Origin of the sequence: Streptomyces sp. NPDC002886 (assembly GCF_042888445.1) — a bacterium.
Lineage (GTDB): Bacteria > Actinomycetota > Actinomycetes > Streptomycetales > Streptomycetaceae > Streptomyces.
Genome location: NZ_JBIAPV010000003.1, coordinates 726,795 through 739,439, shown reverse-complemented (window position 1 = coordinate 739,439; position 12,645 = coordinate 726,795). Strand labels below are relative to the sequence as shown.

Sequence of the window (12,645 nt, the reverse complement as noted above, 5' to 3'; positions counted from 1 at the left end):
GGGTCTACCTTCCACAGTGTAGTCAACTAGCCGGTCGGCAAGTAAGTCCCAGGGCCGGTGCATAGGTGCCAGGGGAGTGGAACATGGTGGAAATCAACAAGAAGGCGGACACCTCGGAGGAGGTGAAGCCGCGCAGCGTGCGGGTCGTCCTGATGGCGCTCATGATCGCGATGCTGCTGGCCATGCTCGACAACATGATCATCGGCACCGCCATGCCGACGATCGTCGGCGAGCTCGGCGGCCTGGAACACCTCTCCTGGGTCGTCACCGCCTACACGCTGGCCACCGCCGCCTCCACTCCCATCTGGGGCAAGATCGGCGACATGTACGGGCGGAAGGGCTCCTTCCTCACCTCGATCGTCATCTTCCTGATCGGCTCCGCGCTCAGCGGCATGGCCCAGGACATGGGCCAGCTCATCGGCTTCCGCGCGATCCAGGGCCTCGGCGCCGGTGGTCTGATGGTCGGCGTCATGGCGATCATCGGCGACCTGATCCCGCCCCGCGAGCGCGGCAAGTACCAGGGCATGATGGCCGGCGTGATGGCCCTCGCCATGATCGGCGGACCGCTGGTCGGCGGCACCATCACCGACCACATGGGCTGGCGCTGGTCCTTCTACATCAACCTCCCGCTCGGCGCCGTGGCCCTGGCCATGGTCACCGCGGTGCTGCACCTCCCGAAGAAGCAGCACGAGGAACGCCCCAAGATCGACTACCTCGGCGCGGCCCTGCTGACGGTCGGCATCACCTCCACCGTCCTCGTCACCACCTGGGGCGGCACCGAGTACGCGTGGGGCTCCACCGAGATCATCGGCCTGATCGCCGTCGGCATCGCCTCCATCGCCGGCTTCCTCTACGCCGAGACCAAGGCCGCCGACCCGGTCATGCCGCTGCACATCTTCCGCAGCCGCAACTTCACCCTCATGTCCGTGATCGGCTTCCTGGTCGGCTTCGCGATGTTCGGCGGCGTGCTGTACCTGCCGCTCTTCCAGCAGTCGGTCCAGGGTGCCTCGGCCACCAACTCCGGCCTGCTGCTCCTGCCGATGCTGCTCTCGATGATGGTGGTCTCGCTGGTCGCGGGCCGCATCACCACCAGCAGCGGCAAGTACAAGATCTTCCCGATCATCGGCGGCGGGCTCATGGTCGTCGGGCTCTTCCTGCTCGCCACCATGGACACCGGCACCAGCCGCCTGATGTCCGGTGTGTACATGGCGGTGCTCGGCGCGGGTCTCGGCTTCCTGATGCAGATCACGATGCTGGTCGCGCAGAACAGCGTCGACATGAAGGACATGGGCGTCGCGTCCTCCTCGGCGACCCTGTTCCGTACGCTCGGCGGCTCCTTCGGCGTGGCCCTGATGGGCTCCCTGTTCACCAGCCAGGTCACCAGCACCATGACCGACCGGCTCGGTCCCGAAGCGGCGGTCAAGGCGGGCTCCGCCCAGCTGGACGCGGCGAGCCTGGCGAAGCTCCCGGAGGTCGTCCGGGACGCCTACCAGCACGCGGTGGCCGCCGGTACGCACTCGGCGTTCCTGCTGGGTGCGGGGATCGCCGTACTGGGCTTCGCGGCGGCCTGGTTCGTCAAGGAGGTCCCGCTGCGGGGCGCCGGTCCGGCCGGCGCGTCCGGTGGTGGCGGCTCGGCGAAGTCCGAGGCGGCGCCGGAGGCGGCCGTCGTGCACTGAGCCGCTCTCGCGGCCGGTCGTGGTGGGCCTGGCTCGTTGGATCTACGGATCCTCCGGGCCGGGCCCACCGGCACACCCGGCGCGGCACCAGGCGTCGCGGGCCCGGCAAGATCCGAAAGAGACGGCCTAGCGCAGGGCCGACTTCTTCTGCCAGTTCTCCCACGACAGGTTCCACTCGCCGTAGCCGTTGCCGGCGGCCACCGTTTCCTTGCCGCCCGTGACGTCGAAGACGTCGCCGACCTGGGCCTGGTCGTAGAACCACGTGGCGTCGGCCCTCTTCATGCCGATGCAGCCGTGGCTCCTGTTCGCCGAGCCGATGTAGCTCTCCGCCCATTCCGCCTGGTGCGCGAAGGTGCCCGAGACCGTCAGGCGCATCGACTTGTCGACCCACTGGTCGTAGCCGGTCAGGCCGACCGACTGGGCCGTCATCTTGATCTTGCCCTCCTTGGCCATCAGGGGCATCTTCCCGCTCCACGTCGGCGTCTTCGCCGGATCGCCCGCCGTGATCGGGATCGACTTCACCACCTGGCCGTCGCGCTCCAGTGTCAGTTCGTGGCCGGTGATGTCGACCTTGGCTATCTGGCTCCTGCCGATGGTGAACGAGGTCGTGTACGACTTCGTCAGGTAGCGGCCGTCCCCCGTGGCGGCCCCCGACAGGGGGGCTTCCAGCGTCACCCGGGTGCCCGGCTTCCAGTACTCCTTCGGGCGCCAGTCCACGCGGTCCAGGCCGGTGAGGGTCTCCGTCAGCCAGCCCCACGAGCCCTCGGTGGCGTTGTTCGTGGTCACCTTCAGCCGCCGCTCGATCGCGGCCTTGTCCTTCACCTTGTGGTCGAAGGTGAGGGAGAGCGGCTGGCCCACGCCGACGGTCGTCCCGCCCGCGGGCCGCACGGTCACCGTCTCCGTCTGGTCCTTGGAGGGTTCGAGGGTGTGGAAGGTGGACTCCGAGACGGTCTCCTTGCCGTTCTCCGACGCGGCCGTCGCCCTCACCTTGTAGTCAGCGTCCACCGCCAAGCCCTCCTTCGGGGTGAACACCCCGTCCTCGACCGTGCCGTCGGCCGGCTTCCCGTCGGGTCCGGTCACCGTCAGCGCCGTCAGCGTGCCGTGGTTCACGCGCGCCGTGAGCGGCTCGTCCGGCTTGACGTCCTTCGCTCCGTCAGCCGGTACGAGGCTCAACTCGGCCGCCGGCCGCGAGGATTCCGAGGCGTCCCCGCCCCCACCGGCCCCACACGCCGTCACCGCCAGGGCGAGCGCGGTGAGCAGGGCCGGCCATGCGTACGGGTGGGTTGTCGCTGCCTTGCGCATGGGTAGGTGAACCTCCTGCTCGAGCCCGGGTCTTGGGACCGGGATGTCCGGTATGAGGCCGGTCCGCGCGTCCCCGGTTTCAGTCGGGACGGAATTCGGGACGATGGAGGACCAAAGTCCTGCAACCCGGAATTTATGGGCCATTCGGCTGGAACCCCGCATCCACGGCCGACGTCCTGACCAGTGCGAGCTCACACGGGGACGTCGATTCGGGGAGTTGAGACAGCACATGGGGTTCATGGCGCGCACGCGGATGCAGCGGATGCAGGGGACGAAGGCACGGATCGCCGTCGCCGCGGCGGTGGCGGCGGTGGCCGCGACCGCCTGGGGGGTGACGGCGGTCGTCGACCCGGGGCACGAGACCAACCACCAGAACGTGTCCCGGCAGACCGACGACCCCGCCAAGGGCGGCGACGGCGATCCCCAGGCCCCCGGGGAACCGGGCGGGCGGGTCCCGGACGGCATAGCCCACGCGTCGGAGAGCGGCGGCGACGCGGTCAACATCACCATCGACGACGGGCCCGACCCCAAGTGGACCCCGAAGGTGCTGGAGGTGCTGAAGAAGTACGACGTGAAGGCGGTCTTCTGCATGATCGGACCGCAGGCCAAGGACCACCCGGACCTGGTCAAGAAGGTCGTCGCCGACGGGCACCGGCTCTGCGACCACACCATGGACCACAACACCGGGATGGACAAGAAGCCCCCGGCCTACCAGCGGCAGCAGATCCTCGACGCGAAGAAGCAGATCGAGGACGCCGCGGGCGGCGGGGCCAAGGTGGAGTACTACCGGGCCCCCGGCGGCGCGTTCACCCCCGAGAGCCGGGCCCTGGCCGCCGCCAACGGCATGCGCCCGCTCGGCTGGAACATCGACACCAAGGACTTCAGCAAGCCCGGCGTCGCCGCGATCGTGGGCACGGTCAAGGCCGAGATCGGCAACGGCCCGACCATCCTCTTCCACGACGGCGGCGGCGACCGCACCCAGAGCGTCGCGGCACTCGACCAAGTGCTCGCCTGGCTGAAGGAGCAGGGCCGGCCCACCGGCTTCCCCGTGGTCACCGGCCCCAGCGCCTGACCCGCGGTCCACCACCGTCCGGCCGGATCCCGTACGGGTGAAAGGGCGCCCGGCGTCGTTCCGGCCCGCCGGAGGGTCCCGTTGGTCCGGGCATGAACCGCACCCGCACCGCCGCCCTCGTCCTCGCCGCCGCCGCGGCGGCCCTCGCCCCGGCCCTCTCGGGCGCGGCCACCGCCGCGGAGGGTACGTACCTCCAGGATCCGAGCGGCGGGGAGAAGTCGATGAAGTCGATGTGGACCAAGGACGACATGCACAAGGTGGAGGCGCAGTTCCGCTTCCACCCGTCCGTCCAGTACAAGACGATCACCCGCCCCGGCCCCAAGGGCGCCGAGGAGTACGAGCGCAAGATCGGCGATCCCAAGACCCTGGCCTGGGAGCCCGGGTACGAGTTCGCGTGGTCGGTGGCGGATTCGCAGGGTGTCAAGAAGGTGCTGACGACGAAGGACGGCAAGCAGGTGCTCGTCCTGCACGCGGTCCTGCGCGACTCCCGGCGCGCCGAGGTGGCCCAGGTGCACCAGGAGCTCAAGAACCGGCCCGCGACGGGCCGTACGAAGATCCCGGGCGGCAAGCGCATCAAGTGCGACACCGGGACCTACACGGTGGAGTGGTCGGTCACCCGCACCGGCTACGGCACGCTCACCGGGTCCCTGCCGTGGGACTCCAGCTGCGAGCAGTACCGCGTGGCGTTCACGCCGAAGAACCAGGGCGCGAGCTGATCGACGGCCGTGGCGGCCGGCCTCCGGGTAGGGAGAGGAGCGGAAATTCCCACGGGAACCCCCTGGCCGCCCGCCCGCCCATAGGATTGCCCGCATGGCTATGGACGGCATGCAGATGACCCCGGACGTGGTGGAGGACGTGTTCGACGGACACGCCACGGGCATCGAGGTCGAGGACCCCGGCGACGACACGATCCGGATCCAGCGACCTTGGAATCCGGACCAGATCCGTGTGAACACCAGCCAGTTCTCGCTGCGCAACATCCTCGACCAGATCGACGAGGGCTCTATCGAGCTTGCGCCGGACTTCCAGCGGTTGCAGGTCTGGCGGACGGACCAGAAGTCGCTGTTGGTCGAGTCGCTGCTGCTCCAGATTCCGCTGCCCGCGTTCTACTTCGCGGAGGACACGGACGGGTCCTTCCGCGTCGTGGACGGGCTTCAGCGGCTGTCCACGCTGCACGCGTTTGTCCGGGGCGGAGAGGACGGCTTCGCCCTCGGAAAGCTAGAACACCTGAACGATCTCAAGGACCTGAGGTTCAGTGATCTGCCCGTGCCGTCCCAGCGGCGGATCAACAACACCCAGCTGATCGTCAACGTGATCGACCCGACCACGCCGCGTGGGGTCACCTACGAGATCTTCAAGCGGATCAACACCGGTGGAACCCCGCTGAACGCCCAGGAGATCCGGCACTGCATGAGCAGTCCGCGCAGCCGGGACGTCCTCCACCGGATGACCCACACGCCTGCCTTCAACAAGGCCACCGGGGGCCGCCTCACCAACCACATCCGGATGAACGACCGGGAGATGGCCCTGCGGTTCGCCGCGTTCTGGCTGAAGGGGGTCTCGGCCTACCAGGACCGACCCATCATGGAGCAGTTCCTGATGGACGCGACCGAGATGCTCGACGATCCGAAGCAGGTCCCGGACAGCCAGGTGGCGGAGCTCGAGGCGGCCTTCGAGCAAGCGATGGCACACGCGTACCTCGTCTTCGGCGAGCACGCCTTCCGTAAATGGCCGAACGGCGACGACTACCGCCGTCCGATCAACCGCGCCATGTTCGAGAGCTGGTCCATGGCCCTGGCCGACCCGGACTGCACGGCCGCCGACCTGCGCGAGCGTCGCGTGGCCATCGTGAAGGCGGCCCGTGAGCGGATGACCACCGATGTCACCTACCTCAACTCCATCACGTCCTCCACCGCCGACCGGTTCCGGGTGGACTACCGGTTCAAGGCCGCCGTGGCGGATGCGGAAGCCGGGCTGTGATCACCTCGCTGGAGATCCGGGGCTTCAAACGATTCGAGTCCGAGTCGTTCGGCCTGCGCCCGTTGACCGTCCTGACCGGCGTCAACGGCGGTGGCAAGAGCACCGTGATCCAGGCACTGCTACTGGCGAGGCTGGCAGCCACGTCAGGCACGGCGCCCGGGGGGACGGTCCGGCTGAACGGTCCGCTCGGGCTGGCCCTCGGCGAGGCCCGGGACGTACTGAACTGGACGACCGACGCCCGGGAGATCACCGTGCGGCTGGGCGGCCGGGGTGGTGAGTCCTGGGTGTACGGCTTCGGGCTGCCCGACGCCGAACAGGCGCTGCACCTCGATGTGCGGCGGTTGCCGGTGGCGCACGTCCCCGGTATCGGGCCGGCCGTCGCGGACCCCGCCTTCACCTACCTGTGCGCCGAACGTCTGGGCCCCCGCGACACGCTGTCGGTGTCCGCTGAGGAACCCGACCGGATCGGCGTCGGGGTGCGGGGCGAGTTCACCGCACAAGTGCTGGCACTGCGCGAGTCACGCGCGGTAGGTACGCGAAGGGCGGTCCGGAGAGCGTTGTCCCACACGGAGGCCGCCGGACCGCAGCTGAGGGTCCAGGCGGAGTCGTGGGCGTCGGAGATCATCCGTCCGCTACGGATCACCGCACGGGTGGCCGTGGGGATCATGGCCACGACGATCCGGTTCGGCGAGCCGGGCCTGAGCGGTGAGGAGATCCGCCCCGCCAACACCGGTTTCGGTATCTCCTACGCCCTGCCGGTCATCGTCGCGGGGCTGCTCACCGAGCCGGGCGACCTCCTGATCGTGGAGAACCCCGAGGCGCATCTGCACCCGGCGGGACAGTCCCGGCTCGGCCGGTTCCTCGCGCGGGTGGCGGGCAGCGGGGTGCAGGTCGTGGTGGAGACGCACAGCGACCACGTTCTCAACGGAATCCGCCTCGCCGTCGCGCAGGACCGCTCTCTCCCGGCAGCGGACATGATCACCCACTACTTCGATCACGACCGTGCCCTGCCCATCGACATCAACGACAAGGGCGAGCTCAGCTACTGGCCCCATGGCTTCTTCGATCAGATCGAGACCGACCTTGGGGGACTGGCCCGTGCCCAACGTGGCAGGTAGGAACGGAGGGGAAGACCAGCAGGCGCCGTCGGGTACCGTCGCCGCCCCCGACGGCGACGGCGACTACCGGGTCGTGATCGCGGACGAGTGCTTCGACTGGCGCGAACTGACGGACTCCGGCCTGCAGGACGCGCTGAACGCCCTGGCACAGGCACTCCAGCCGTTCGCTGACGGCCGTTCGGCAGCCTTCATGGAGCCGGCGTACGACGTCGAGTGCCGGCCCTCGGTCACGCTGATGGACGCCCTGTACTCCCCGGACGGCGGCCTTCCCCGGGACAAGCGGGCCCGTCTGCAGCAACTGGTGAGCAAGTGTCGGTGCGTGAAACCGGGCGAGGCGGATCTTCCACAGCCGGTCCGGGTGCCCGACGGTGAATGGCGGGAACCGTCCTGGGGTGCGGCCCACGCCCTGGCCCGGGCAGCAGAGGGCCGCGCCATGTCCTGTCTTGTGGGTTCGCATGCCAAGGAGCCCGACTGGCCGTCCGGATGGATCACCGTCACGCGGACGACTGAGGCAGGCCAGGACGAGGTGACGGTGCACGTCCTGCGCCTGGCCGATGACATACCGGTCTTCTGGCGCCGCCTCCTCACCCACGAGAGCGTTCCGGCCGAGCGCTTCTTCACCTTCACCGGGCAGGCCTTCCCCCGGTTGCTCTTCGCGGACTCCCTGCGGCTGCACCACTTCAAGGGGGACTATCCCGAAGTCCTCCCCTGGCTCGTGAAGTTGCTCGGAGCGCTCGACGACCACTTCACCAGGACACTGGCCGAATGCGGTGGCGACCAGACGCAGGTCGTCCGCAGGTTCGCCGCGCAGGGTCTGGACATTTCACCCGAGAGTGCGAACACGAAGAAGAACGCGAAGGCGTGGGAACAGCGCAACGTCGAGTACAACAGCGGCACCTACCGGTGCGAGTGGCACGGCAAGCGGCTCTGGGACCGCGATAGGGTCCATTTCTCGCTACCGATCGCCGCATACGGCGACCGGATACTCATCGGGGTCTTCGCGGAGCACCTACCGACCTGATCGAGAGGCCGCCGGTACGAGCTGTCCGCCCGACGGTGCCGAGTGGGATCGGCTTCCCCGCGCGAGGTGGGGCCGGCCGCCCCGCGCGCCTTGTGGGCGCTTGCGGGCGACTGGGCCTCGGCCTTGGATCAAAGCCGTACCAGCCATGATGCCGCCCGGGGTGGGGTGCGGCAGGGGGCGAAGGTCCCTTTCTGCAGGGGCCTTCGGGGGGACTTCCGCGTCGGCGGGGAGCCGGGTCGCGCCGGTGGGGCGCAAGGTGGCGTCGGCGGGGCGCCGGGTCAGCGCGCCGCCTTCTTGGCCTCGTTCGCCTTGGCGGCGATCTCCTCCAGGACGGCCTTCGGGTCGCCGGAGGGGTCGACGGCGCGGCCGATGTTGCGCTTGATGGTGTCGCTGATGATCACCCAGGACGGGTCGTTGACCGGGTAGAGCTGCGCACCGCGCAGGGCGTTCAGGAACTGCTGGTCGTTCTCGTCCATGCCCGAGGAACCGGCCATGGTGCGGGAGGCCGAGACGGTGGACGGCAGCAGGTGGTAGCGCCCGGCGAAGTCCGACAGGTTCTTGTCCCTGTAGACGAAGTCCAGGAACTTGCCGATCTCGTCGCGGTGGCCGTTCTGCTTGAAGGCCATCATCCAGTCGGCCACGCCCACGTTCGGCGGGGCCTGTCCGGTGTTCAGCGTGTCCGAGACGGGCATGGCGACGGCGCCGACCTTGATCCCCTTGTTGCGCGCCTCGTGGGCGAGCTGGGGGTAGCCGTTGAGCATGCCGACCTCGCCGTTCGCGAAGGCGGCGAAGGCGTCGGCGCGGTTGAGCTGGGACGGGGGCGTGGGACCGAGCAGCCCGGGGGCGACCAGGTGCTGCTTGATCCACTTGAAGGTCATGATGTTCTGCTCGGACGCCAGGCTGTAGTTGCCGCTGTTGTCGGCGTAGCCGCCGCCGTTGCTGAGCTCCCAGATCATCGCCTCGGCGTGCGCCTCTTCGGGGCCCAGGGGCAGGGCGAACGGCGTCTTCACGCCCTTGGCCTTGAGCGCCACGGCCGCGGCCTTCAGGTCCAGCCAGGTCTTGGGCTGCCAGCCGTTCTTGGAGTCCTTCGGGATGACCCCGGCGTCGGTGAGCAGCTTCTCGTTGTAGAAGAGGAGACGGCTGCTCGCCACGAAGGGCAGGCCGTAGAGGGTGTTGCGGACGGAGCCGGCGTCGGCGAGGGGCTGGAGGAAGTTCGCCTCGGCGCTGACCGAGAGGAGCTCGGGCGCGGAATAGAGCTTCCCCTGCGCCGCGAAGTCCGAGTAGCCGCCCATGAGGGCCATGTCCGGGGCGTTGCCGGCCTTGACCATGCGCGAGACTTCGCGGTCGATGTCGGCCCACGGCAGGATCTCGACCTGGACCTTGATGCCGGGGTTCGAGGCGGTGAAATCGTCCGTCACCTTGTCCCAGAAATCCTTGGAACTGTTGGTCGAGGTGTCGCCGTATTCGGCGGCGACGAGGCGGAGGGTGCCGTCGTCATCAGCGCTTCCGCCGGGGCCGCCGCAGCCGGCCAGCGGTATCAGCAGACCGAGCACGACCGTGGTGGCGGCCGCGCTGAAGATTCTTCGTCGCACGGGTGGGTTCCCCTGATTTTCTTTTGAGTCGCGTTATTACTTATGAGTTGCTCCGGGCTTGGTGTCCCTCCATGGCCCGTTGGCCGGAATTCTCTCCTGTGGAAGGGCGGTTGGTTCCATTGGGTCGGTACTTATGGTCAATGCTCCAACTGCGGCATTTCGGAATGGTGTTTTCCGATATGTGATCAACAATTCGGACGCGCGTAGACATGCCGAAACGCCCGTTTCCGGCCAAGGGGCGGCGGAACGGGCGTCGGGGGAGTGGGGAGGTAGGTGGGGGAGGAAGGTGTGGGCGAGCGGGCGGGACTCAGTCCGCGAAGTCGCCCGCGTACGGATCGGGCTCGCCCGTTTCGGGGTTGCGCCCCTCCTGCCAGCGGCGCTGGGCCTTCTGCCAGTGCACGAAGCTGAGGTGGCCGCCGTCCCAGAAGGTGATGCTGACCGGGCTCACGTCGAACTCGTCGGAGCACAGCAGGTAGAGGAACTCGGCCATGCCGTACGGGTACACCGCGAAGGAGTCGGCGGTGTGCCGGCCGACCACCAGAACGGGCCAGCGGTCGGGGTCGGGGTCGGTCGTCAGCCAGCACAGGATGTCGGAGCCGCCGGTGACGCCCCAGGCGAGGATCGACTCCGGGTCCACGTCCAAGGCGGCCCGGCCGCCCTCCGCCTCCCAGACCTGGCGGGCGTTGCCCGTCTCCTCCGTCATCTGTGCGGGATCCCACTGGAGTCCGGGCTTGGGCAGCGGAAGCAGCACGCTGGCCTCGCCGTTGATGGAGCCCGCGCCGAAGCGGCCCATGAAGGCCACGTAATCGGAGGGGAACCGGCTGCCCCAGACGGCCTCGGCCGCCTGCCAGTCGATGTCCTCGTCGGCCCCGTGGGTCGCCGGCATGATCTGCTCCAGCGCTTTGACGCGCGCGTTCTCGGTCATGCCGCTCCCCTGCCACCCCAGCTCAACCGCCCCAACCTACCGCCGGCGCGGGGTGGCGCCTAGCCGCCGGTGAGACGGACCCGCAGCGGGGACCCGACGCGCAGCCCCCAGGCGGCCATGGCTCCGGCCTCGGCTTCCAGGACGTGGCGGGCGCGCAGCCGGGGGAGGCCGAGCCGGCCGGGGGGCATGGTGGTCAGCGCGATGACGGTGAGCCGGCGGTCGAGGTGGGCCACGTCGATGGCGAAGCGCATCCGGAAGGTGTGCACGCTCGACGCCGGGGTGAGGAGCATCGCCCCGTCGATCCCGTCCCGTCCGAGCAGACCGCGCGTGCGGGCCCGGTAGGAGGCCGCCACCTCCACCGGCACCTCCAAGGGCGCCTCCGGCACCTCCAGGGGCCTCTCCGGCACCTCCAGGGGCGCCCCCGGCGCCTCCGGTCGTCCCGCCCGCCCCCGGTCGACGTAGAGCGTCCCCGGGCCGTCGTGCCACCGCTCCCTGTTCCCCATGCGGGCCACCCTAGGGTGCGTCCCGCCCCCGGATCCGGCCTTCGGCGTCAAGCCGGTGCACCCGGCCGGGTCCCCCGGGGGAGGGACGGCACGAGGTTGCTCCGTACGGGCGCGTGCCGGGCCCCCACAAGGCCTGTGGGGGCCGTCCCGGCTCTGCGGAGTGCGCCCGGGTGGCTGCGGAGCGTAGTCGTGTCGCGGTGATGCGCGCAGCAGGCTTTACGAAGGGTTATGGTGGAACCCCCCCCTCGGGCCGGTCCGTATCCCCCCCACGGACCGGCCCGTTTTTCGTTCCCGCGCAGTCTCGGGACAGGGTTGGGCGAACGCGCAGGTCAGCCCCGCTGGGCCCAGATGTTGGCGCCGGGGGTGGAAACCGCGAAGGAGTCGATCTCCTTCAGCTCCGCGTCCGACAGCGGTGCGCCGGCCAGAGAAGCCACGTTTTCCTCGAGCTGCTTCACGCTCGACGCGCCGATCAGCGCCGAGGTCATCCGCTCGTCCCGCAGCACCCAGTTCAGCGCGAGCTGGGCCAGCGTCTGCCCGCGCCGCGCCGCGATCTCGTTCAGCCCGTTGAGCCGGCGCACGACCTCGTCCGACAGCAGGTCCGGGTTGAGGGACTTGCCCTGCGTGGCCCGCGAGCCGTCCGGGATGCCCTTGAGGTACTTGCCGGTCAGCAGGCCCTGCGCGAGCGGTACGAAGGAGATGCAGCCCATGCCGGCCTCCTCCAGGGTGTCCAGCAGGCCGTCGTCCTCCGTCCAGCGGTTGATCATGGAGTACGAGGGCTGGTGGATGAGGGGACGGATCCCCATCTCCTTCAGCAGCCGGGCCGCCTCGGCGGTCTGCTCGGCGGTGTACGAGGACACGCCCACGTAGAGCGCCTTGCCCTGCTGGACCGCGGACGCCAGCGCGCCCATGGTCTCCTCCAGCGGGGTCTCCGGGTCGAAGCGGTGGGAGTAGAAGATGTCGACGTAGTCGACGCCCATCCGCTTGAGCGAGGAGTCCAGCGACCCGAGCAGGTACTTGCGGCTGCCCCACTCGCCGTACGGCCCCTCGTGCATGAGGTAGCCGGCCTTGGTGGAGAGGACCAGCTCCTCGCGGTGGGACGCGAAGTCCTGCGCGAAGATCTTGCCGAAGTTCAGCTCGGCCGAGCCGGGGGGCGGGCCGTAGTTGTTGGCCAGGTCGAAGTGGGTGACGCCGAGGTCGAAGGCCCGGCGCAGGATCGCCCGCTGGGACCCGAGGGACTTGTCGTCGCCGAAGTTGTGCCAGAGGCCGAGGGAGATCGCGGGGAGCTTGAGGCCGCTGCGGCCGGTGCGCCGGTACTCCATGGAGTCGTAGCGCGAGGGCTCTGCCCGATAGGGATTGTTTTCAGTCACGTTGTCCTCCCTATCACGGACTTGTGACAGGACCGAGTTGGATGCCGGATCCCGTCGCGCAGTAATGTGGCGGTCTGTGGACTTGGGGG

The 12,645-nt window shown here is 69.2% G+C and carries 11 protein-coding genes; 6 read left to right on the top strand and 5 right to left on the bottom strand.

What is annotated here, in order from left to right; genetic code table 11:
- Nucleotides 1–83 precede the first annotated feature (83 nt).
- Nucleotides 84–1,676, top strand: coding sequence for an MDR family MFS transporter (locus tag ACFYYB_RS15570; RefSeq protein WP_389435750.1), 1,593 nt, complete (start codon nucleotides 84–86; stop codon nucleotides 1,674–1,676).
- Nucleotides 1,677–1,802: 126 nt separating this feature from the next.
- Here ACFYYB_RS15570 and ACFYYB_RS15565 read toward each other — a convergent pair whose 3' ends face one another.
- Entirely contained in the window at nucleotides 1,803–2,978 is a 1,176-nt protein-coding gene (locus ACFYYB_RS15565; protein WP_389435749.1) for an Ig-like domain-containing protein, read from the bottom strand.
- Nucleotides 2,979–3,216: 238 nt separating this feature from the next.
- Here ACFYYB_RS15565 and ACFYYB_RS15560 point away from each other — a divergent pair, with 238 nt between their 5' ends.
- The 5 genes from ACFYYB_RS15560 to ACFYYB_RS15540 all read left to right on the top strand — a co-directional run bounded on the left by ACFYYB_RS15560 (nucleotide 3,217) and on the right by ACFYYB_RS15540 (nucleotide 8,169).
- Entirely contained in the window at nucleotides 3,217–4,050 is an 834-nt protein-coding gene (locus ACFYYB_RS15560; protein WP_389435748.1) for a polysaccharide deacetylase family protein, read from the top strand.
- A 92-nt stretch (nucleotides 4,051–4,142) separates the two neighbouring features.
- Nucleotides 4,143–4,766: a hypothetical protein gene (locus ACFYYB_RS15555; protein WP_389435747.1), complete on the top strand. Its 624-nt coding sequence runs from the start codon at nucleotides 4,143–4,145 to the stop codon at nucleotides 4,764–4,766.
- Between the two features lie 94 nt (nucleotides 4,767–4,860).
- The gene (locus ACFYYB_RS15550; protein WP_389435746.1) at nucleotides 4,861–6,030 is read left to right on the top strand and encodes a DUF262 domain-containing protein; all 1,170 of its coding nucleotides are present in this window, start codon (nucleotides 4,861–4,863) and stop codon (nucleotides 6,028–6,030) included.
- Nucleotides 6,027–7,148, top strand: a complete 1,122-nt coding sequence (locus ACFYYB_RS15545) for a DUF3696 domain-containing protein (RefSeq protein ID WP_389435745.1) — start codon at nucleotides 6,027–6,029, stop codon at nucleotides 7,146–7,148. The genes ACFYYB_RS15550 and ACFYYB_RS15545 overlap by 4 nt, the downstream gene beginning before the upstream one ends.
- Nucleotides 7,138–8,169: a hypothetical protein gene (locus tag ACFYYB_RS15540; RefSeq protein ID WP_389435744.1), complete on the top strand. Its 1,032-nt coding sequence runs from the start codon at nucleotides 7,138–7,140 to the stop codon at nucleotides 8,167–8,169. The genes ACFYYB_RS15545 and ACFYYB_RS15540 overlap by 11 nt, the downstream gene beginning before the upstream one ends.
- A gap of 278 nt (nucleotides 8,170–8,447) precedes the next feature.
- Here ACFYYB_RS15540 and ACFYYB_RS15535 read toward each other — a convergent pair whose 3' ends face one another.
- The 4 genes from ACFYYB_RS15535 to mgrA all read right to left on the bottom strand — a co-directional run bounded on the left by ACFYYB_RS15535 (nucleotide 8,448) and on the right by mgrA (nucleotide 12,556).
- Nucleotides 8,448–9,761: an extracellular solute-binding protein gene (locus ACFYYB_RS15535; protein ID WP_389435743.1), complete on the bottom strand. Its 1,314-nt coding sequence runs from the start codon at nucleotides 9,759–9,761 to the stop codon at nucleotides 8,448–8,450.
- A gap of 307 nt (nucleotides 9,762–10,068) precedes the next feature.
- Nucleotides 10,069–10,686 (bottom strand): SMI1/KNR4 family protein, encoded by a 618-nt coding sequence (locus ACFYYB_RS15530; protein WP_389435742.1) that lies wholly within the window; start codon nucleotides 10,684–10,686, stop codon nucleotides 10,069–10,071.
- A gap of 59 nt (nucleotides 10,687–10,745) precedes the next feature.
- The gene (locus tag ACFYYB_RS15525) at nucleotides 10,746–11,189 is read right to left on the bottom strand and encodes a DUF192 domain-containing protein (RefSeq protein WP_389435741.1); all 444 of its coding nucleotides are present in this window, start codon (nucleotides 11,187–11,189) and stop codon (nucleotides 10,746–10,748) included.
- Nucleotides 11,190–11,518: 329 nt separating this feature from the next.
- Entirely contained in the window at nucleotides 11,519–12,556 is a 1,038-nt protein-coding gene (gene mgrA / locus ACFYYB_RS15520) for an L-glyceraldehyde 3-phosphate reductase (RefSeq protein ID WP_389435740.1), read from the bottom strand.
- Nucleotides 12,557–12,645 lie beyond the last annotated feature (89 nt).